Below are 19,643 nucleotides of genomic sequence, written 5' to 3' on the forward strand. Positions count from 1 at the left end.
ATCCAACCCGGACACCCAGGCAGCCAGGTCATCATCACTCAGCACAAGATCGATACGCTACACCCTGAGTGTCACGAAGTGCGGCTGGAGTACTAAGCACCGTGGGCCGCTCCCGCGACGCAGATGTGTCAGGTCAGACAGTCACCTCCGGCGTGAAGACGCAGAACTCGTTGCCCTCCGGATCCGCCAGCTGGTCCCAGTCGACATCGCCGCCGCGTGCGCGGACCAGGGTGGCGCCCATCGCCACCGGCTCGGCCGGGTCGCCGAAGACGTCCAGGTGCATGCGGTTCTTGACCGTCTTGCGCTCCGGTACCGGGTTGAGCCAGATCAGCGGCCCGCGACCGGCCGGGTCGACGATCGGGACGGGCCAGTCGTCCGGGCGGGTGTCGCCGGTCAGCGCATCCCGGCGGACGTAGCCGAGCGCGCGGCACCACCAGTCCGCCAGCGCTTGGTGGTCGTTCGCGTCCAGGGCGAGGTCCTTGAACCGCGCTGTCATGCCGCTCCTTCCGGGACGTGCGCGGGGACGACGTCGGACACCACGCGCCAGCCGAGTGCGCTGTACAGCCCGCGGCCGGCCTCGGAAGCCAGCAACGCGCTCGAACGGGCTCCCGCCGCTTCGCCCAGGCGGTGCATCACCACCCGGCCGAGGCCGCGACGACGGTGCTCAGGCTCGGTCTCGATCTTGTCGAACACCGCGACACCGCCGGCCACCGCGATCCGGCCCCGGGCCGCCACAGCCGCACCGGAAGACACGACGACCTCCCACACCGGCCCCGCGCCGGTCACCGCGACCGAGTACGACGCTGGGACCGCGGCCGGCGGAAGAGCTCCCTCGAACGCCATCAGGTACTCCGTCTCCCCCGCCACCCACGCCGGGGTCAGGGCCGGCAGGACCGCGGAACGCGAGCCGCACGTCTTCAGCCACGTGCCCGGCGCGGCCACCGTCCGGGCCCGGGAGGAAACCGTCGCCGGCGCGCGCAGCAGGTATCGCACCCGGTGCCCCGGCAGGCCGACCTCGACGCGGTAACCGTCGAGCTCGGCCACCGGTGCCGACGTTGCCCGCGACAGCGCCCAGCCGCGGACCCATGCCCCCAAAACGTCCATGCCGGTGATCATGGCAGCCACCCCCGACAGTTCCCTGAGCTGAGAGGATGAGCGGGTGGACACCGAGCAGGTCTGGAGCGCGACCGTCGACCGGCTGCGGGCGCGGATCGACTCCGGCGACCTGCCGCCCGGCTCACGGCTGCCCGCCGAGCGCGTCCTCTGCGAAGAGCTGGGCATCAGCCGGGGGTCGCTGCGGCAGGCCCTGCGCGTCCTCGCCTCCATCGGGTACGTCCAGATCCGGGCCGGCTCCGGGACCTACGTCCGCGAGCAGCAGGAACAACCCTTGCGGACCTGGTTCACCGAACACGACCAGCTCGTCGAAAAGCTCTTCGACCTGCGCGCCACCGTCGAGCCGACCCTCGCCGAACGGCTGGCCCGGCACGCGACCGCGAAAACCGTCAGCCGGCTCGAGGACAACGTCGCCGAGATGGCGCTGGCCGCCGAAGCCGGGGACATGCTGCACGTCATCGCCGCCGATGCCGAGTTCCACCGGGTGATCGCGCAGAACGCCGGGAACGACGACGTCGCCGGGCTGCTGCGGTCCGTGCTCGCCCTGGTCGGCGAGGAGCGCCGGGCGGCGCTGCGGCTGCCCGGGCAGATCCGCAAGGCCGTCGCCGACCACCGGGCCATCCTCGACGCCATCCGCCGGTCCGATCCGGCCGCCGCCCGCGAGCTGACCCTCAAGCACCTGGTGGACGCCAAGACCTACGCACACGACTTCGCCGCGGAGGAGCGCTAGATGGAGAAGGTCCACTTCACCGAAGAAAAGGCCACCAACCTGGCGACGCTGTACGGCCGCGCGCTCGACTACCGCAGCGCCCACCCGATCCTCGGCGACAAGGCGGCCGACGACGCCGTCCGCCGGATCGACTACGACTTCACCAAGATCGGCATCTCCGCCGACCGCGCGATCTCGGTCGTCCTGCGGGCGAAGCCCATCGACGACTGGGCCGCCGAGTACCTGCGCGCCCACCCGGACGCCATCGTGCTGCACCTGGGCTGCGGCATGGACACGCGGTTCCAGCGACTCGCGCCGCCGGAGACCGTCCACTGGTACGACGTCGACTACCCCGAGGTCATCGAACTGCGCGAAAAGCTCTACGAACCGGCGCCGAACCAGACGCACATCGGCTCGTCGGTGACCGACTTCGGCTGGCTCGACCAGGTGCCGGCGGACCGGCCGGCGCTGATCGTCGCCGAAGGCCTCACGATGTACCTGAAACCCGAAACCGGCACCGAACTGTTCCGCCGGCTGGCCGGGAAGTTCCCGTCCGGCGAGCTGATCTGCGACCTCTTCAACCGGACGGCCATCAAGATCCAGAAGCTCAACGCGCCGGTGCGCAAGGCGGGTGCGACGCTGTACTGGGGCGTCGACGACCCGCGCGAGCTCGAGCGTTGCGGCCTCACGTGCGAGTCCTCATTGGACGCCGGGCACTGGGCGACCCCGGAGGTGCTGGCCAAGCTGGGCCCGATCACCCGCTTCCAAATGCGGATGCTGAAGGTGTTCCCGCCCCTGGCCCGGACCGCGCACATCGTGCGGTACCGCTTCTAACGCGACTCCAGCACCCGCGCCACGAACTTGTGCAGCTTCTCCTCCAGCCGCGCGATGCGCTCCTCGAGCGTGAGCGTCTCGAACGGCTGCGGGACGTCGGACTTCAGGTCGCCGCGGACGTACCGGCAGCACGCCAGGTTGCCGCAGGCGTAGATGCCCAGCGTGTTGCCCTCGCGGCCGGCCTTCCCGGCGCGCTTGGCCGAGAACAGCGTGATGTCGGCGAGCCCGTGGGTCGTGGTGCAGAAGCCGCAGATGTTGCTGCGCAGGCGTGACTTCGGGGGCGGGGCCGCGCGCAGGGCGAGCCCGACCACCTCACCGCCGTGGGGCAGCACGAGGTAGGCCCGCGCGGGCGCCTTCGGGTCGCGCCAGCCGAGGAACTCCCGCTGCTCCCACGGGATTTCCTCGGGCCCGGCGGGCAGCGTCACGCCCTTGGCTTCGCCGCGGGTGCAGTTGACGAACGAGGCCCGGATCTCGTCCTGGCCGAGTGCATCCATGATCAGCACGGTAACCAGCGGCCACGGGGAGTGGCCACGCATTTTCGGCCGTACGATCAACGCCGTGCGCAAGATCGCCGTGAAGAACTTCCGGGTGGTGTTGCGCACCAGCCTGGGCTTCGCCGGGCTGGGCCTCGGCTCGAGCGTCGCCGGCTCCGGTGTGGTCGCGCTGCTGCTGGTGCTGCAGGGCCTGCCGAACGACGTCGGCGACCGCGGCTGGGTGCTCGGCCTGACCGCGGCCGGCATCGTCGCCGGGGCGCTGCTCGCCGGGACGTTGTGGACGGCGTGGCTGCAGCGCCGCACCGCGATCTGGTTCGTGCTCGGCCGCCCGCCGTCGGTCAGCGAGGCGCGGCGCGCGCTGCGGCTGCCCGTCGACATGGCGGTGGTCAGCGGCACGCTCTGGCTCATCGGCACCGTCATCCTCACCGTGCTCGCCGGGACGCTCGGCTCGGCCGACGACGCCGTCGGCATGGCCACGGTGATCGGGCTGGGCGGGCTCACCACCGTCGGCCTCACCTACCTCGCCGCCGAGTGGGTGGCGCGGCCCGTGATGACGATCGCCCTGGCGGTCCTGCTCCCGCGCGGCTCGCTGCCGGTCACCGTGCTGACCCGGCTGATCGTCACCTGGGCGCTGGCCAGCGGCGTCCCGCTGGTGGGCGTCCTGCTCATCGCCACCCCGCCGGAGCTGGGCTCGGGCGACCACACCGCGAGCCTCATCATGTTGTCGGTGATCGGCCTCGGCGTCGGCGCGATCGGCACGGCGCTGCTGGCCAGGGCGGTCGCGGCGCCGCTGCACCGGCTGCGCGTGGCGCTCGACGAGATCGCGCGCGGCAACACCGACGTCGCCGTGGACGTCGACGACTCCAGCGAGATCGGCCTGCTCCAGACGTCGGTGAACCAGCTCGCCGCCGGCCTGCGCGAACAGGCGCGGATGCGGGACCTGTTCGGCCGGCACGTCGGCGCCGAGGTCGCCCGGCACGCCCTGGAGTACGGCGCGTCCCTTTCGGGCGACGTCCGCGAGGTCACGGCGTTGTTCGTCGACGTCGTCGACTCGACGGCGCTGGCCTACCGCACGCCGCCGGAGGAACTGGTCGGGAAGCTGAACCGGCTGTTCGCCGCGGTCGTCGCCGCGGTCAACGCGCGCGGCGGGCTGGTCAACAAGTTCCAGGGTGACGCCGCGCTGTGCATCTTCGGCGCGCCGACGCGGCTCGCGGACGCCCCGACGGCCGCGCTGGCCGCGGCGCGGGTGATCCGGGACGCGGTGCGCGAGGCCGGCGAGCTCGACCTCGGCATCGGCGTCTCGAGCGGCCCGGTGTTCGCCGGGCAGCTCGGCACCAGCAGCCGGCTCGAGTACACCGTGATCGGCGACGCGGTCAACGAGGCCGCGCGGCTCACCGAACTCGCCAAGGCGGTCCCGTCACGGGTGCTCGCCAGCGACGCCGTCGTCTCCGCGGCGCTGCCGGGCGAAGCCGCCCACTGGGAGAAGCACGGCGAGCTGGAGCTGCGCGGCCGCGCGGAGGCGACGCCGACCTGGACGGCGGGCCCGACGACTCAGGACAGCTGACCCAGGTCCGGCCAGCGCAGCACGGTCGAACCCCAGGTCAGGCCGGCGCCGAACGCGCTGAGCAGGACGCGGTGCCCGGGCACGAGGGTGCCGTCGGCCCGGGCGTCGGCCAGGGCGAGCGGGATGGACGCGGCGCTGGTGTTGCCGACCCGGTCGATGTTGGCGACCACGGCGTCGGCCGGCATGCCAAGCTGCTTCGCCGTCGCCTGGAGGATCCGGATGTTCGCCTGGTGCCCGACGAAGCGGTCGACGTCGCCGACCATCCAGCCCGCGCGCTCCAGGACCGTGCGCGACGACTCCGCCATGCGCGCGCAGGCGTGGCGGAACACGGCCGTGCCCTGCATGGCGAGGAAGCGGTCGCCCGGCTGGTCGGAGAGCCGCCGGCGCGCGCCGCCCGCCTCCACCCACAGCAGTTCGGCGTGCTCACCCTCGCTGTGCAGGTCGAACGGGCCGAACGCGCCCGGCTCGCCGGCCTCACCCGCGCGCAGCAGGACCGCGCCCGCGCCGTCGCCGAAGATCGGCACGGTGGTCCGGTCATTGGGGTCGATGAGCGTGGTGAAGGTGTCGGCGCCGATCACGAGCACACGCTCGGCCAGCCCGCCCGCGATGAAACCGGCGGCCGTGGCGAGGGCGTAGACGAAGCCGCTGCAGACGGCGTTGACGTCGAACGCCGCGGCCGTGCCGAGCCCGAGCCGGGCGGCGACCTGCGGTGCGCTGGCCGGGCAGGGCTGGTCGGGCGTGGAGGTGGCGAGGACGACGGCGTCGGCGGACGTGCCGCCGAGCGCTTCGCGGCCCGCCCCGACCGCGAGATCCACAGTGGACTCACCGGGCCCGGCGACGCGGCGTTCGCGGATCCCGGTGCGGGTCCGGATCCACTCGTCCGAGGTGTCGAGCCGGGCGGCGATTTCGTGGTTGTCCAGGACTTTCGTCGGCAACCACGAACCGAGGCCGGTCAGCACGGCGGCAGGTGCGGGCACGGGAGAGCCTCCCCACGCCGGCGGGTTGGCGAAGCGACCGGCTGGTCTTCCACTTCTATGGGCTACCCCCTGGTAGACCGGCCAGTTGTGTTCCAGCTCACGTAATAAGTTGTTTCATCTTCCCTTCGGACGGAGTAGTGAGCGACGTCACGGAGGAGTGAACGGCGGCGAATTGTCGGGGGTGCCGGTTAGCCTGCTGGGGTGCGGACACCCGACCTCGACCAGCTGGACATCGCCATCCTCGCCTGCCTCCAGGCGGACGCCCGCACGATCGCCGAAACGATCGGCGCGAAGGTCGGGCTCTCGGCCGCGGCGGTGCAGCGGCGGATCAAGCGGCTGCGCGAGGCGGGCGTGATCGAGCGCGAGGTGGCGGTGCTGTCGCCGGACGCGCTCGGGCTGGGCATGACGTTCGTGGTGACGGTCGAAATGGAGCGGGAGAACCTCGCGGTCTTCGACGGGTTCCGCCGCCAGGTCCTGGCCGAGGACGCCATCCAGCAGTGCTACTACGTCACCGGCACGGCGGACTACGTGCTGATCGTGACGTGTCCGGACATGGCGGCCTTCGAGGCGTTCACCCGGCGGATGTTCTTCGACAACCCGAACGTCCGGCACTTCACGACGAGCGTGGCGATGGATCGCGTGAAAGTGGGGCTCAGCCTGCCGCTCGACCCGTAAGCTGCCCCGCCGGGGGAGACATGCTTCGGATCTTTCTGGCCGCGACGCTGATCGACGCGCTGGGCAGCGGGCTGTGGGTCCCGTTCGCCCTGTTGTTCCTCGTCCACGGACAGGGCATGGACCTGGTCGACGCGGGCGCGTCGCTGAGCACCGGCGCCCTGCTGGCCCTGGTGACCGGCCCGGCCACCGGGGCCGCGATGGACCGCTTCGGGCCCCGCGCGCTGCTCATCGCGGGCAACCTGGTGCGGCTCGCCGCCTTCGCGGCCTATCCGCTGGCGTACACGAACTGGCAGGTGATCGTGGTGTCGGCGGTGGCCGGCTTCGGCGACCGGCTGTTCTGGACGTGCAACGCGCCGATGGTGGCCCGGCTCACGTCCGGCCGCGACACCGACCGGGTGCTGGCGACGCAGACGGTGGGCCGGTTCGCGGGAGCGGGCCTCGGCGCGGCGGCGATGGCGGTGCTGCCGACGATCACGAGCCCTTCGGCGTTCCACGCGCTGGCGTACGTGAACGCGGCGAGTTTCGGGGTCGCGGCGGTGCTGATCCGGCTGCTCCCACGCGACGGCGGGGCCGGAGCGGCGGCGGCGGTGCTCGCCGAAGCGGAGGTCCGCGGCTCGGAGCCGACGGCCGGCGGTGGGCCCGCGGCGGCCGCCACACCGGCTGCTTCGCCCGGCAGCTGGCGGGCCGTGCTGGGTGATCGGGCCTTCACCGGGTTCTGCGTCACCCACATGGCGTTCACCCTCGCCAGCGCCGCCAAGTTCTCCGTGCTGCCGATCGTCGTCCGCGACCTGCTGCACGGTCCACAGTGGATCGCCGGGACCGCGATCACCGCCGGCACCGTGGTCGTCGTCACCGCGCAGCGGCCGATCGTCGGCCTGCTCGCCGGGCGCAGCCGGACCGCCGGGCTCATCGGGGCCGCCGTCCTCTTCGCGATCTGCTTCGCGCTCCTGATCCCGCTGGAGGCCGTTTCGCTGCCGGTGGCCACCGCTCTCATCCTCGTGACCAGCCTCGGCTTCTCGATCGCGGAGGCGCTCTTCGGCCCGACCGCCACCGCGGCGGCCGCCGCGGCCGCTCCGCCGGGGGCCGAAGGGCGGGCCAGTTCGATCTTCCAGCTCTCCTGGGGCCTGCCCATCGCGCTCGCTCCGGGCCTGCTGGCCGTCCTGCTCAGCGCGAGCAACGCGCTGACCTGGTCGATTCTGGCCCTGACCTGCGCGTCCGCCGTCCCCGCGCTGCTCGTGCTGCGGAAGAAACTGCCGGATGCCCTGCGCGAGCCGTCACCACCCGTGTCGGCCTGAGCGCAAGGGGTATGTGCCCGGTGTTACACCACAATGGACGGATGCAACCGATCAAGTGAACGTGAGAGTTTCTCCGTCATGACCGTTGGCCCTGGTCATCTCCTTGCCGAACAGTTCGCGCCGCGCGAACCACCGCGAGACTCCAGGAGGGGCCGTGCACACCGACGCCGTACACCAGAGCCAGTTCGTGCTGCTGAACGAGAGCACCACGCCCGTCCTGTCCCGCCTGTCCTACCACGCCCACGAACCCTTCGCGGTGACCGTGGCCTTCCGGACCGAGCGCGGCCGGTGGATCGAATGGACCTTCGCGCGTGACCTCCTCGTGGCCGGTCTCGACGAGCCGGCCGGCCTCGGCGACGTCCGGATCCGCCCGGATCTCTCCGATGACGAAGACTTCCTCACCCTGGAAATCGAGTCACCGGACGGCTATGCGTCGTTCGAGCTCGAGGTCGAGGACGTCCGGACCTTCCTGGACGCGTCCACCGAACTGGTGCCGCTCGGCGAAGAGAGCGCGCACTTCGACGTCGACGGGCTGATCGAGGAGATCAGCAACGTCTGACCCCTGAACCTCCCATTCCCGCGGCGAGGAACGAGGGCGGGTTCCGGGCGCGCTGGAGGCGCCCGAAACCCGCCCTTTGCCGTGTCCGGGAACTCAGCTGGTCTTCAGCGTGGCGCCGGTGCCCGAAAGAGCGGCACCGATCGGGAAGAAGTACGTCACGGACGTGTTGCCGCCGGACAGGATGCCCTGCGCGTAGTTGCCGGCGATGAAGCCACCGCCCGAGTCACCGGCCGCCGAGCGGACGTTCGTCGCGGTCATCCCGTTGACCGTGCCTTCGGCGTAGCGGACGCTCTGGTTCTTGGCGCCGATGGTGCCGCAGGTCCAGCCGGTGGTCGAGCCGGCCTTGCAGACCGACGTGCCGGTCGCGGCGTTCGACTGGCCGCGCACCGCGGTGCCGTTGTTCATCTGGGCGACCGGGGTCCAGCTGCTGTTCGTGTTCACCCGCGCGTAGTCGCTGCCCGGGAAGCGGTAGGCGCCCCAGCTGCCGAGCGCGGCGCCGTTGGACCCGGTCAGCCGGCCGGCGCCGGTGAGCGCGGCGCAGTGGCCGGCGGTGACGAAGCCGGTGGTCGTCGAGAACCCGACCGAGCAGCGCGACGACCCGCCGATGTAGTAGGCGTCCCCGCCGCGGATGTTGGCGTAGGTGGTCGGCATCGACGCCGTTTCGCGGATCGCCACCACGGCGGAGTCCACACCGGACTTGGCGAGGAACGCGTCCGCGGCGGGGCGCTGGCCCTGCAGCACGTCCAGGGTGACGCGGTTGGTGGCGTCGTCGACGCCCCAGCCGGTGATCGCGGCGGGTGCGGCCTTGTCGGCGGCGTTCAGCTTGTCCACAGTGGAATTGAGCTGGCGGGCGCTGAACTTCACGACTTCCGGTTCCGCACCGGCCTCACGGATCTTGCCGGCCAGCGCGGCGTTCGTCGTGGTGACGTGCGCCTTGCCCGTGGCGGCGTTGTAGGTCGCGCCACCGAACGCGTCGCCGAGCGCCGCGGTGAGCGACTCGGTGACCTTGTTCGCGACGTCCTCGCTCTTCAGCCGCGCGAGCGCCTGGTCGTGGGTCAGGCCGAGGTCCCGCTGCATGGCGGGCACCATGTCCGGGTTCAGCAGGTCCTGGCCCGACGCGGGGACGGCGGTCGCGGCCAGCGCGCCCGTCGCCATCACCGCGGTGGCAGCGGCACCGAGAAGTCTCGCGATCTTCATGCTTCTCCCAAGTGGTTACAGTGGTTACGCGCGGCTCCACACCGGCCACGCAGTGGTACTCCCCCGGGTGAGCGTCCCCGCAGTGGGCGTTACGGTGCAATCCGGGCGCCCGGCGAATGGGTATACGCATTCACCGAGGGCGAATCCCCTGCTCCGGCCGGACTCAAGCGCCCGGCGTCACCCGGTCGGACAGGTCCGTAAGTAGGGTTTCCGTGAACTACTTTCAGTAGCCGTCGGCGACACTCGAACGCGTGAAGCGACGTTCGAACGTGCGAACGCCCTCGGTTTCGCACGCACGGTGACCCGATCCCCACGGTTCCTGCAGCAAACCGGTGACGGTCGGTAGGCGGACGTGTGACAACAACACCGGCACCGTATTCGGTGAAAGGTTTACGGACGGATCAGCGCTGCTTAGGCTCCGCGCACTGTGTCCTCTGGGGCCGGGCCCCAGACCCGGCCGGGGGCAAGCCCCCTGGACCCCCAGGAGCAACAGTGTGCGCGTCGAGGAGGGTCATATGTGGCTGGCCACCCCCCGCCCCACCTCGGTGTCCGTCCGGTCCGGACCCGCCCGGCTGACCGGCCGCGACACCGAGCTCGACGCCATCGTCGCCGTGCTCCGGAGCCGTCCGGCCGCGGTCCTGATCGAGGGCGAGCCGGGCATGGGCCGGACCCGGCTGCTCGCGGAGATCGGGCGCCGCAAGGAGTTCGACGGCGGCCGGGTGCTCACCGGCGCATGCCAGCCGCTGCGTGAACCGTTTCCCTACGGGCCCGTCCTGGAAGCGCTTCGCGCGGTCGGCGACGCGCCGCTGGGACCGCTCAGCCCGGTCGCCGGCGTGCTCCGGCCGTTGCTGCCGGAACTCGCGGAAGCGCTTCCTCCGCGGCCCGAGCCCCTCGCCGACCCGGTCGCCGAGCGCCATCGGGTGTTCCGCGCGATGCGGGAACTGCTCGCCGCCTGCGGGCCGGCGCTCGTGCTGATCGACGACCTCCAGTGGGCCGACGAGGACACCCGCGACTTCCTGCGGTTCCTCGCCGGCACGATGCCGCCCGAACTGGCGGTGGTCGCCACCCACCGGTCCGCGACCGAGCCGGGGACGGTGCCACGAGGGGCGCCGTTCCGCACCGACCCGGCGGTCCATTCCGCCCGCGTCGCGCTCGGCGCGCTCGACGTCGCGGCGGTGCGCGAGCTGGCCGTCGACCTGCTCGAACTGCCCAGGGTGACCGACGACTTCGCGGCGAAGCTGCACGAGTGCACGGCCGGGATCCCATTCGTGGTCGAGGAAACACTGCGGGCGCTGAAGGAGGCGGCCGATCGGCTCCCGGTCGGCGAGGTCCTCTCCGACCGCCTGCTCGAAAACCTCGAAGTCCCGCTCCCGCTGCGGGAAGCCGTCACCGAACGGCTGGCCGCGCTGCCGGGGCCGGCGGTGCGGCTGGCCGGCGCGGCCGCGGTGCTCGGCGTCGGCGCCGAAGCCGACGTGCTCGGCGAGCTGGCCGGCCTCTCCGGCGACACCCTCCGCACCGCGCTGCTCGACACCCTCTCCGGTGGGGTGCTCGGCGAAGTCGGCGACGGCAAGTACGGCTTCCGGCACCCGCTGGCGCGCAAGGCGGTTTACGACACCGTGAGCGGACCGGAACGCGCTTTGCTGCACGCGCAGGCGATCCGCGTGCTCGCCGCGCAGCCGTCCCCGCCGCTGACGCTGCTGGCCCGGCACTCCCGCGCCGCCGGCCGCGTCGACCAGTGGCGGCACTACGCGGAAGCCGCCGCCGACGAGGCGATCACGCGCGGCGAGACTTCCCGCGCGATCGACCTCCTGCAGTCGGTGCTCGCCGAACCCGGCCCCGCGCAGGCCGACATCGGGCGGGTGGCGGGCAAGCTGAGCCAGGTCGCGCTGCGGGGGTTCCGCCCCGAGGTGCTCGGCACGCTGCAGCGCGTCCTCGAGGAGGTGACGCTGCCGCCATCGGTCCGCGGATCGATCCGGCTGAGCCTCGGCATGCTGCTGGTCCGGACCATCGGCGGCCTCGGCCGCGGCCGGCTGGAGGTCGAGCGCGCGGTCGGCGAGCTGACCGACCGGCCGGACCTCGCCGCCCGCGGGATCACCCTGCTCGCCCAGCCGATCGACGGGCTGACGCCGTTGTCGTGGCACGAATCCTGGCGCGCCCGCGCGGGCGAGGTGTACGAGCGGCTCGACGACCCCGAGCTGCGGCTCGCGCTGACCGCCGACCGCATCGCCGCCGCCTCGCACGTCGGCGACGGCTCGGCGTGGGCGGAGTTCGAAGCGCTGTCGGACACGGTCGGCACCGTCGCCGAGCGCGTCCAGCTGGCCCGGCTGTGGTGCAACCTGGCCGACGGCCAGTCCTGGGCCGGGCACCTCGACCGCGCCGAACGGCTGGTGACCGAGGGCGTCCGGCGCGCGACCGACGCCGGCGCCTTGTACGCGATCGGCCTGATCCAGGGCACGCGTGTCCGGCTGGACTGGGTGCGCGGGCGCTGGACCGGCTTGGCCGAGGCCGCCGAGCAGCTGCGGGACAGCTACCCGGAGCTCGGCCCGATCGTCATGGAGTCCTCGCTGGTGCTCGGCGGCCTCGCGGCCGTGCGCGGGGAGTTCGCCGCCGCGCAACGGCACCTGACCGCGGCGAGCGTGCACGCGCCGGACCGCGGCCCGATCCCCGTGGTGCTTTCGGCCGCCGGGGTGCTGATCTCCGTGCTCCTCGCGACCGACGACGTCGACGGCGCGTGCGCGGCGGCCGACACGGCGGTGGCCGCGGCCGGGCGCAAGGGCGTCTGGATCTGGGCGGCCGCGCTGGTCCCGGCGGCGGCGCAGGCGTACGCACGGGCCGGGCGCTGGCCGGAGGCCGACAACGTGGTCGAGGCCTTCGCGCGCGGTATCGAAGGCCGTGACGCACCGGTGGCCGCGGCCGCGCTCGTGGCCGGCCGCGCGGTGCTGCTCGAAGCGCGCGGCAAGCACCTGGCCGCGGCGACGTTGTACGACGAAGCCGTGTCCGGCTACGCGGCCCTGCCGATGCCGTACCCCGCGACGGCCATGCGCGAACGCGCTTCGATGTGCCGCCTCGCGGCGGGCAACCGTTCGGCCGTCGACGAGCTGACCGCGGCGGCCGAGGCGTACGAGCAGCTCGGGGCGACCCGCGACGCCGGACGCTGCCGTCACCAGCTGCGCGAGCACGGCGCCTGGGCACCATCGCAGCGCGGGCGGCGCGGGTACGGGAGTGAACTGTCACCGCGTGAGCGCGAAGTGGCGCGGATGCTCGCGGAGGGACGGACGAACCGGGAGATCGCGGACGGGCTGTTCCTCTCGCCGCGGACGGTCGAACAGCACGTGGCGAAGGTGCTCCGTAAGCTGGGCGCGCGGTCGCGCACGGACGTGGCCCGCAAGCTCCCCGGCGAAGTGACGACCGCCCCGGCTGGCTAGCGGAGCGTCGCCGTCCTACCTTGAGCGCGTGACTGAAGAGGCACTTCCCGCGTGGCGGCGGCGGACGTCCGGGGAGACTCGCTGGCCCGCGATGGGTGTCGTCGTCGCGACGCTCGTCCTGCAGGTCGCCCTGCCCGATGACATGGCGCTGCACCCGTGGTGGCTGCTGCCCGGCGTCTCCGTGCTGCTCGTCGTCGCCCTGCTGCTGGTCAACCCGGGCCGGATGGCGCAGTTCAGTGCCGTCGAGCGGACCTTCTCGCTGCTCATCGTCGGCCTCGTCACCGTGGTGAATGCCTGGTCGGCGGCGAGTCTCGTCTACTCCATCGCGACCGGGACGATCGGCGCCCGCGCCGGGGCCGTGCTGGTCACCGGCGGGATCGTCTACTGGACGAACGTCGTCGCCTTCTCCCTCTGGTACTGGGAGTTCGACCGCGGTGGCCCGGGCCGGCGGGCCGCGGGCCGGGCCGAGTTCCCCGACCTGCAGTTCCCGCAGATGGCCGACCCGGGCCTGGCGCACCAGGACTGGGAACCGTCCTACCTGGACTACCTCTACTTCTCGTTCACCAACGCGGCGGCCTTCAGCCCCACCGACGTCCTGCCCCTGCGGATCTGGGCGAAGATGACGATGATGCTGCAGGCCGTCGTCTCGTTGGTGCTGGCGGTGATGGTCGTCGCCTGGGCGATCAACAACCTGAAATGACTCAGTGGCGGGTCATCGTGAAGCTCTGGCCGTCGGAGCCGATGGCGCCCGGGCTCCAGGTGTAGCTGCCCTTGTCGTCGGCGTTGAGGCCGGACGGGCTCGTCGAGGCCAGGTTCGTCCCGTTGAACTTGACGCCGGTGAACTTGATGCCGCCGGAGATCGACGGGTACGAGTCGGTCGGCGACTCGATGATCGCCTCCGCCGACGCGTGCTTCGACGTCAGCGACTTGGTGATCGTCTTCGACCAGCCCTTGGTCGTGTCGCTGATGTCGAGCCGGTAGGTGTTCGTCGCGGTGCGCGTCACCGTGGCGGTGATGTGGTCGCCGGCGCTGACCGAGTTCGAGTAGTACACCGGCGCGGCCGGGTACATCTCGTACCAGGCCTGGTAGACCGGGCGGCCGCTGGAGCAGTCGGTGGCCACGCCGGTCTGTTCCACAGTGGACGATCCGTCGCCGTCGATGCCGACCCACGGGGCGAACAGGTCGTTGGTGGACGTGCAGCTCACGGACGGTTCCGTCCAGCTCGCGGTGGCCGTGGTGAAGCTGCCGAAGCTGACGTAACCACCCCAGTTGCCACCCGAGAACTGGTGGCCGTGGAAGTGCTCCCCGAACACAGCGGCGTGTGCGGTACCCGAGACGGCCAGTGAAGCCGCCGCGGCGGCGGCCACCGTGAGGACGCGGACAGGACGCGAAGAAACGAATCCGGACATGCGGAAGACTCCGTTCACCGTGGGGACGGCGGGAAACCGTGTGCCCAAGTGTTGGAGCCGCACCGAAAAGAAGGTAGCTACTTTCGAAGGGTCTTCACATTCCGGGAAATACTCACCATTTGCCGGAATTGAACCGAAAAGACCCGTGAAGGCCTCCGCGGGGGAAAAGAGGCCTTCACGGGTCCATGTCGCCCACCTACCGCCCGGTCAGGTGAGCGGGGCTATTGCTGGGCCTGCGCGTGCGCGGTGTCCACGAACTGGGTCGTGTACGTCTTCGACAGGTCGATCTTGTCCTTCTTCGGCTTGACGTTGCTCGACGACTCACCGAGCACCTTCAGCACGTTCCGGGCCCCGGCGGGATCCATCCGGCCGTCCTTGGTGAACATCGGCAGGCTGTCCTGCAGCGACTTGACGTACAGCGCCTTGTCCCCGCCGGCGAACGACGGCGGCATCATCGCGGCGACCTGTTCCGGTGTGTGCGCCGAAATCCACTTCAGGGTCTCGACGTACGCGTTGGCCAGTTTCTGCACGATGTCCGGATACCGCTTCACGATTTCGCAGCCCATGTACAGCGAGCTCGCCGGGTACAAACCACCCAAAGCGGCCTTCGTACCTTCGACCGTTCGCATGTCGAAGAGCACCTTCGCCTGGCCGGTGTTCGTCAGCTGCGCGATCGTCGGGTCGGTCGTCATCCCGGCGTCGATCGAGCCCTGGTTCATCGCCGAGATGAACGTCTGCCCGGCGCCGACCTTCACCGGCGTGTACTCCTTCGAGCTGACGCCACCGCGCGCGGCCAGCGCCTTGGTCAGGAAGTCCGTCGACGAACCCAGCGACGTGACACCGAGGTTGCGGCCCTTGAAGTCGGCGCCCGACTTGATGTCGCCCGCCTTCTTGGTCGCGACCATCTCGGCCTCACCCGGCACGTTCGCGAACTGCACGACGCTCTCGATGCACTGTTCCTTGGCCTGCAGGTCGATCGTGTGGTCGTAGAACCCCACGACCGCCTGCACCTCGCCGGCCAGCAGCGACGTCTCGGCGTTCGCGCCGGACGGCTGGTCGAAGAGCTCGACGTCCAAGCCCTGCTTCTTGTACGCGCCGATCTGCTGGGCCAGCTGCCCCGGCAGGTAGATCACCTTCGACAGGCCGCCGACCATGATCTTGATGTGCGGCTGCCCGGTGGTGCCGAGCGAGATCTCCCGCGAGTCGCGGCAGGCGGTGAGCCCGGCCGCGGCGACGGCGACCGCGGCCACCACGCCGACTGTCCTTCTGAGACGCATGTCAGACCGCCTTGATCGCGGCTTCGGAGGCGGACGGCGGGCGCCACCGCAGCAGCCTGCCCTCCAGCGTGCTGATCCCCCACTCGGCCAGCAGCGCGACGACGGTGATGATCAGCATGCCGGCGTACACGCCCGCGGTGTCGAAGGTGCCCTGCGCGTTGGCGATCAGGAAGCCCATCCCGGCCTTCGCGCCGGTGTACTCGCCGACCACCGCGCCGATCAGCGCGAAGCCGAACGCCACGTGCAGCGACGACAGGATCCACGACGTCGCGCTGGGCAGCACGATCGACTTCAGCACCTGGCCGCGGGTCGCGCCGAGGATGCGGGCGTTGTCGATCAGGTTGCGGTCGACCTCGCGGGCGCCGGTGAAGGCGTTGAAGAACACCGCGAAGAACACGAGCACGACGACGGTCGCGACCTTCGAGGACAGCCCGAGCCCGAACCAGATGACGAACAGCGCGGCGAGCACGATGCGCGGCAACGCGTTGGCGGCCTTGATGAACGGCGCCAGCACCTGCGCGAGGTACGAGCTGCGGCCGAGGACCACGCCGAACACCACGCCGAAGATGGCACCGATGACGAAGCCGATCGCGGCCTCTTCGACGGTCACCAGGATCTGGTACCAGATCGAGCCGAAGTCGGTGCCGGCGCTGAACCACTCGACCAGCCGTTCCCAGATCTTCGACGGCTTCGAGTAGAAGAACGGGTCGATCCAGTACGTGGCGGTCAGCTCCCAGCTGCCCAGCCAGACGACGACGATCGCCAGGCGCAGCAGCCAGATGTTGCGCTTGCGCTTGGCGGAAGCCTGCTTCGCGCGGGCCAGGATGTCCTGCTCGGTCTCGAGGACCGGAAGTGGCGCGGACGGCGCCGCGGGGGTCTCAAGCGACATTGCTCGCTCCCTTCTCACGGGCCTTGTCGACCTCGCTGCGCAGTGATTCCCAGATGTCGGCGTAGAGCTTGCGGAACTCCTCGGTGAGCCGCAGGTCCTCCACCTTCCGCGGCCGCTCGAGCGGGATCTCGAAGACGTCCTTCACCGTGGCCGGCGACGACGTCAGCACGACGACCTTGTCCGCCAGCGCGATGGCCTCGTCGAGGTCGTGCGTCACGAAGATCACCGCGGCCCCCGAACCCGACCACAGCCGCAGCAGCTCGTCCTGCATCAGCGCCCGCGTCTGGACGTCCAGCGCCGAGAACGGCTCGTCCATCAGCAGGATCTTCGGCTTGGTGACGAGCGTCTGGGCCAGCGCGACGCGCTTGCGCATGCCGCCGGAGAGCTGGTGCGGGTAGTACTTCTCGAACCCGGCGAGCCCGACGCGGGCGATCCAGTCGACGGCCTGCGCGCGGGCTTCCGCCTTCGACACCCCGCGGAAGCGCGGGCCGGAAGCGACGTTCTCCAGCACCGAACGCCACGGCATCACCGCGTCCGTCTGGAACATGTAGCCGACGCCGTCCGGGATCGACTTCACGTCCTCACCGTTCACCCGGACCCGGCCGGCGGACGGCGGCTGCAGGCCGGAGACCAGCGAGAGGGTCGTCGACTTGCCGCAGCCGGTGGGGCCGACGACCGCGACGAACTCGCCGGGCTGGACGGTCATGGTCAGATCGCGGACGGCCGTGTGCACGGACCCGGACCCGCTCGGGAACCGTTTGGTGGCTCCGGTGAGTTCGATCAGAGGGGGGACCATCGGGGGTGACTCCTTCGTCACGTGGTGGGGCTCACGTTGGGAAGGGACGTTAAGTAGCTGTGGCGCCCAGGTGAAGCTTGTCGACGTTCTCCGCGCGAGCAGTGCGTTCTGAATGTTTTGCTCATTTAGCGCACTGCCGTGACCTGGGGGTATGGTCCCCGCCATGCCAAAGTGGGCGCTCTTCCCGCGGATGCGGTTCAGCAGGCAGGTGCTGCTGCTGCAGATCGGCGTGGTCGCCTTGGTCGTGGGGCTGGGGGTAGCCCTGGTCAGCGTCCTCCTGCGCACCTTTCTCAACGAGCAGTACGGGCAGCGGGCGCTGGCCATCGCGAAGTCGGTGGCGGCGGACCCGGTCGTGGTGGCGAAAGCGGACGCGAAGGTGCCGGGCGGCGCGCTCGAAGACCGGGCGCTGGCGGTGACCGCGACCACCGGCGCGCTCTTCGTGGTGATCACCGATGACCAGGGAATCCGGCTCGCCCACCCGACGGCGAGCGAAATCGGCAAGCGGGTGAGTACGTCGGCGGAACGGGCGCTCGCCGGGTTCGACGAGATCAGCGCTGTGGAAAGTGGCACGCTGGGGCTGTCGGTCCGCAGCAAGACACCGATCTGGACGCCGGACCACCGCAGGGTGGTCGGCGAGGTCAGCGTCGGCTTCGACGTGGCCAAGCCGATCAGTGCGTTCTACGGCCTGCTGACCATCACGCTGCTGTTCGCGGGCGGCGCGCTGCTGCTCGGCGCGGGGGCGTCGGCGCTGCTGAACCGGCGGCTGCGGCGCGTCACGCACGGCCTCGAGCCACACGAACTGACCGAACTGCTCTACGAACGCGAAGCCGTGCTGCACGGGATCGGCGAAGGCGTGCTCGCCGTGGACCAGAACAACCGCGTCTCGGTGCGCAACGACGAAGCCGAACGCCTGCTCGGCACCGAACTCCCGATCGGCGCGGCGATGTCCGAACTCCGGCTCAGCCCGCGGCTGCACAAGGCCGTTGCCGAAGGGCGCCCGGTCGACAACCTCCTCGCGGTCGCCGGGAACCGGGTGCTGGTGATCAATTCCCGCGCCGTGCGGCTGGACGACCGCCCGATCGGCACCGTGCTCACCTTCCGCGACCGCACCGACCTCGACACGCTCACCCGGGAGCTCGACGGCATCCGCGCGCTCTCCGACGGCCTGCGCGCCCAGCGGCACGAGTTCGCCAACCGGCTGCACACGCTCTACGGGCTGCTCCAGCTCGGCCACCACACCGAAGCCGTCGAGTACCTGCAGACGCTGACGGACTCGTCGTCGGCGCGGCCGAGCGAGCTGGGCGACGCCGTCGCCGACCCGTACCTGCAGGCGCTGCTCGTCGCGAAAACCGAGCAGGCGCAGGAAAAGGGCCTTGCCCTCAAGCTCGCCGAAGACACCTGGGTGCCCACGACGGTGACCGACCCGATCGCCGCGAACACCGTGATCGGCAACCTCGTCGACAACGCCCTGCACGCCGCGCGGATGGGCCCGCGGCGGCCGGCGACCGTCGAAATCGGGCTGCTCGCCGAAAGCGGCACGCTGCATGTGTCCGTTGTGGACAGTGGCCCTGGCGTGCCCGCGGACCTGCGGCGGCGGTTGTTCGACGAAGGCGTCTCGACGAAGATCGCCCCCGGGCACGGGCTCGGCCTCGCGCTCGCCCGGCAGGCCGCCCGCGCCCGCGGCGGCGACGTCTGGCTGGCCGACCCCGGCGAAGGCGAGACCGGCGCCCTGTTCGTCGCCAAACTGCCCGGAATGCTGACGGAGGACGGATGATCCGCACGCTGATCGTCGACGACGACTTCCGGGTCGCCGGGGTGCACGCCGGCTTCGTCGAGGAGGTCGAGGGCTTCGCGGTCGTCGGCACCGCGCACACCGCCGCCGAGGCGCGCGCCCGCGTCCGGGAACTCGCGCCGGACCTGATCCTGCTCGACGTCTACCTGCCCGACGAGTCCGGCCTCGCGGTGCTGCCGGAGCTGCAGACGGACACGATCGTGCTGTCCGCGGCGACCGACAGCGCGTCGGTGGCCGCGGCGATCCGGGCCGGCGCGCTGAACTACCTGATCAAGCCGTTCACCACCCGCCAGCTCGCGGAGCGGCTGACGTCGTACGCGCGGTTCCGCGGCCTGCTCGCCGAAGACCGGGCGCTGGCCCAGGACGACGTCGACCGCGCGTACCGCGTGCTGCACGACCAGGACCGCACGACCGCGCCGAAGGGCCAGTCGACGGCGACCTCCCGGCTCGTCTCGGAGCAGCTGCGGCGCGCCGGGCGGCCGCTTTCGGCCGCGGAGGTCGCGGGCGAGCTGGGCATGGCGCGAGCGACGGCGCAGCGGTACCTCACCGCGCTGGCGGAGTCGGGGACGGTCCAGATGCGGCTGCGCTACGGCGCCACCGGGCGCCCCGAGCACGAATACCGCTGGTCAGAGGCCTGA

At 71.3% G+C, this 19,643-nt stretch carries 19 protein-coding genes; 10 read left to right on the plus strand and 9 right to left on the minus strand.

Annotation, left to right across the window (positions count from 1 at the left end; translation table 11 throughout):
• Positions 1-133: 133 nt before the first annotated feature.
• On the minus strand, positions 134-496 hold the full coding sequence (locus ACFVYA_RS35980) for a VOC family protein (protein WP_387051429.1): 363 nt from the start codon (positions 494-496) through the stop codon (positions 134-136).
• A complete protein-coding gene (locus ACFVYA_RS35985) occupies positions 493-1,116 on the minus strand; it encodes a GNAT family N-acetyltransferase (protein WP_387051431.1) in 624 nt (207 codons plus the stop codon). Before ACFVYA_RS35985 ends, ACFVYA_RS35980 begins: the two co-directional genes overlap by 4 nt.
• Positions 1,117-1,159: 43 nt before the next feature.
• On the opposite strand from ACFVYA_RS35985, the gene ACFVYA_RS35990 reads away from it, so the two are divergent.
• A complete protein-coding gene (locus ACFVYA_RS35990; RefSeq protein ID WP_387051433.1) occupies positions 1,160-1,843 on the plus strand; it encodes a FadR/GntR family transcriptional regulator in 684 nt (227 codons plus the stop codon).
• Entirely contained in the window at positions 1,844-2,656 is an 813-nt protein-coding gene (locus ACFVYA_RS35995; protein ID WP_387051435.1) for a class I SAM-dependent methyltransferase, read from the plus strand. It begins immediately after the preceding gene.
• Here the strand turns inward: ACFVYA_RS35995 and ACFVYA_RS36000 are convergent.
• The gene (locus tag ACFVYA_RS36000) at positions 2,653-3,150 is read right to left on the minus strand and encodes an FBP domain-containing protein (protein WP_387051437.1); all 498 of its coding nucleotides are present in this window, start codon (positions 3,148-3,150) and stop codon (positions 2,653-2,655) included. The two genes, ACFVYA_RS35995 and ACFVYA_RS36000, sit on opposite strands and share 4 nt — an antisense overlap.
• 64 nt (positions 3,151-3,214) lie before the next feature.
• Here ACFVYA_RS36000 and ACFVYA_RS36005 point away from each other — a divergent pair, with 64 nt between their 5' ends.
• Entirely contained in the window at positions 3,215-4,714 is a 1,500-nt protein-coding gene (locus tag ACFVYA_RS36005) for an adenylate/guanylate cyclase domain-containing protein (RefSeq protein WP_387051438.1), read from the plus strand.
• Here ACFVYA_RS36005 and ACFVYA_RS36010 read toward each other — a convergent pair.
• Positions 4,702-5,691: a beta-ketoacyl-ACP synthase III gene (locus ACFVYA_RS36010; protein ID WP_285987729.1), complete on the minus strand. Its 990-nt coding sequence runs from the start codon at positions 5,689-5,691 to the stop codon at positions 4,702-4,704. The genes ACFVYA_RS36005 and ACFVYA_RS36010 overlap by 13 nt on opposite strands.
• Before the next feature lie 201 nt (positions 5,692-5,892).
• Here ACFVYA_RS36010 and ACFVYA_RS36015 point away from each other — a divergent pair, with 201 nt between their 5' ends.
• The 3 genes from ACFVYA_RS36015 to ACFVYA_RS36025 all read left to right on the plus strand — a co-directional run bounded on the left by ACFVYA_RS36015 (position 5,893) and on the right by ACFVYA_RS36025 (position 8,220).
• A complete protein-coding gene (locus tag ACFVYA_RS36015) occupies positions 5,893-6,366 on the plus strand; it encodes an Lrp/AsnC family transcriptional regulator (protein ID WP_285987728.1) in 474 nt (157 codons plus the stop codon).
• Positions 6,367-6,386: 20 nt separating this feature from the next.
• Positions 6,387-7,661, plus strand: coding sequence for an MFS transporter (locus ACFVYA_RS36020; protein ID WP_387051440.1), 1,275 nt, complete (start codon positions 6,387-6,389; stop codon positions 7,659-7,661).
• 154 nt (positions 7,662-7,815) lie between these two features.
• Positions 7,816-8,220 (plus strand): SsgA family sporulation/cell division regulator, encoded by a 405-nt coding sequence (locus ACFVYA_RS36025; protein WP_013222214.1) that lies wholly within the window; start codon positions 7,816-7,818, stop codon positions 8,218-8,220.
• Between the two features lie 93 nt (positions 8,221-8,313).
• Here the strand turns inward: ACFVYA_RS36025 and ACFVYA_RS36030 are convergent, their stop codons facing one another.
• Positions 8,314-9,417 carry a S1 family peptidase gene (locus ACFVYA_RS36030; RefSeq protein ID WP_387051442.1) on the minus strand — a complete coding sequence of 368 codons (1,104 nt, stop codon included), beginning with the start codon at positions 9,415-9,417 and terminating at the stop codon, positions 8,314-8,316.
• Between the two features lie 515 nt (positions 9,418-9,932).
• Here ACFVYA_RS36030 and ACFVYA_RS36035 point away from each other — a divergent pair.
• Complete coding sequence (locus ACFVYA_RS36035) at positions 9,933-12,842, plus strand: ATP-binding protein (RefSeq protein WP_387051476.1); 2,910 nt, start codon at positions 9,933-9,935, stop codon at positions 12,840-12,842.
• A gap of 91 nt (positions 12,843-12,933) precedes the next feature.
• Positions 12,934-13,542 (plus strand): hypothetical protein, encoded by a 609-nt coding sequence (locus ACFVYA_RS36040; RefSeq protein WP_285994047.1) that lies wholly within the window; start codon positions 12,934-12,936, stop codon positions 13,540-13,542.
• A gap of 1 nt (position 13,543) precedes the next feature.
• Here ACFVYA_RS36040 and ACFVYA_RS36045 read toward each other — a convergent pair whose 3' ends face one another.
• From ACFVYA_RS36045 to ACFVYA_RS36060, 4 genes are all read right to left on the minus strand, one after another.
• Positions 13,544-14,251 (minus strand): G1 family glutamic endopeptidase, encoded by a 708-nt coding sequence (locus tag ACFVYA_RS36045; RefSeq protein ID WP_387051444.1) that lies wholly within the window; start codon positions 14,249-14,251, stop codon positions 13,544-13,546.
• A gap of 221 nt (positions 14,252-14,472) precedes the next feature.
• Positions 14,473-15,528: an ABC transporter substrate-binding protein gene (locus ACFVYA_RS36050; RefSeq protein ID WP_387051446.1), complete on the minus strand. Its 1,056-nt coding sequence runs from the start codon at positions 15,526-15,528 to the stop codon at positions 14,473-14,475.
• 1 nt (position 15,529) lies between these two features.
• A complete protein-coding gene (locus ACFVYA_RS36055) occupies positions 15,530-16,417 on the minus strand; it encodes an ABC transporter permease (RefSeq protein ID WP_013222208.1) in 888 nt (295 codons plus the stop codon).
• Positions 16,407-17,213 carry an ABC transporter ATP-binding protein gene (locus tag ACFVYA_RS36060; protein WP_387051448.1) on the minus strand — a complete coding sequence of 269 codons (807 nt, stop codon included), beginning with the start codon at positions 17,211-17,213 and terminating at the stop codon, positions 16,407-16,409. Before ACFVYA_RS36060 ends, ACFVYA_RS36055 begins: the two co-directional genes overlap by 11 nt.
• Positions 17,214-17,403: 190 nt before the next feature.
• Between ACFVYA_RS36060 and ACFVYA_RS36065 the strand changes: the two genes are divergently transcribed.
• Together ACFVYA_RS36065 and ACFVYA_RS36070 are read left to right on the plus strand one after the other, a co-directional pair.
• Complete coding sequence (locus ACFVYA_RS36065) at positions 17,404-18,987, plus strand: ATP-binding protein (protein WP_387051478.1); 1,584 nt, start codon at positions 17,404-17,406, stop codon at positions 18,985-18,987.
• Positions 18,984-19,643: a response regulator gene (locus tag ACFVYA_RS36070; protein WP_086846232.1), complete on the plus strand. Its 660-nt coding sequence runs from the start codon at positions 18,984-18,986 to the stop codon at positions 19,641-19,643. Before ACFVYA_RS36065 ends, ACFVYA_RS36070 begins: the two co-directional genes overlap by 4 nt.

The organism is Amycolatopsis sp. NPDC058278 (assembly GCF_042881395.1).
Lineage (GTDB): Bacteria > Actinomycetota > Actinomycetes > Mycobacteriales > Pseudonocardiaceae > Amycolatopsis.

Excerpts from the sequence above, each read along its gene's own strand:
- ACFVYA_RS35980 (WP_387051429.1), bottom strand. The coding sequence starts at position 496 with ATGACAGCGCGGTTCAAGGACCTCGCCCTGGACGCGAACGACCACCAA.
- ACFVYA_RS35985 (WP_387051431.1), bottom strand. The coding sequence starts at position 1,116 with ATGATCACCGGCATGGACGTTTTGGGGGCATGGGTCCGCGGCTGGGCG.
- ACFVYA_RS35995 (WP_387051435.1), top strand. The coding sequence starts at position 1,844 with ATGGAGAAGGTCCACTTCACCGAAGAAAAGGCCACCAACCTGGCGACG.
- ACFVYA_RS36000 (WP_387051437.1), bottom strand. The coding sequence starts at position 3,150 with ATGGATGCACTCGGCCAGGACGAGATCCGGGCCTCGTTCGTCAACTGC.
- ACFVYA_RS36020 (WP_387051440.1), top strand. The coding sequence starts at position 6,387 with ATGCTTCGGATCTTTCTGGCCGCGACGCTGATCGACGCGCTGGGCAGC.
- ACFVYA_RS36030 (WP_387051442.1), bottom strand. The coding sequence starts at position 9,417 with ATGAAGATCGCGAGACTTCTCGGTGCCGCTGCCACCGCGGTGATGGCG.
- ACFVYA_RS36035 (WP_387051476.1), top strand. The coding sequence starts at position 9,933 with ATGTGGCTGGCCACCCCCCGCCCCACCTCGGTGTCCGTCCGGTCCGGA.
- ACFVYA_RS36040 (WP_285994047.1), top strand. The coding sequence starts at position 12,934 with ATGGGTGTCGTCGTCGCGACGCTCGTCCTGCAGGTCGCCCTGCCCGAT.
- ACFVYA_RS36045 (WP_387051444.1), bottom strand. The coding sequence starts at position 14,251 with ATGTCCGGATTCGTTTCTTCGCGTCCTGTCCGCGTCCTCACGGTGGCC.
- ACFVYA_RS36050 (WP_387051446.1), bottom strand. The coding sequence starts at position 15,528 with ATGCGTCTCAGAAGGACAGTCGGCGTGGTGGCCGCGGTCGCCGTCGCC.
- ACFVYA_RS36055 (WP_013222208.1), bottom strand. The coding sequence starts at position 16,417 with ATGTCGCTTGAGACCCCCGCGGCGCCGTCCGCGCCACTTCCGGTCCTC.
- ACFVYA_RS36060 (WP_387051448.1), bottom strand. The coding sequence starts at position 17,213 with ATGGTCCCCCCTCTGATCGAACTCACCGGAGCCACCAAACGGTTCCCG.
- ACFVYA_RS36065 (WP_387051478.1), top strand. The coding sequence starts at position 17,404 with ATGCGGTTCAGCAGGCAGGTGCTGCTGCTGCAGATCGGCGTGGTCGCC.
- ACFVYA_RS36070 (WP_086846232.1), top strand. The coding sequence starts at position 18,984 with ATGATCCGCACGCTGATCGTCGACGACGACTTCCGGGTCGCCGGGGTG.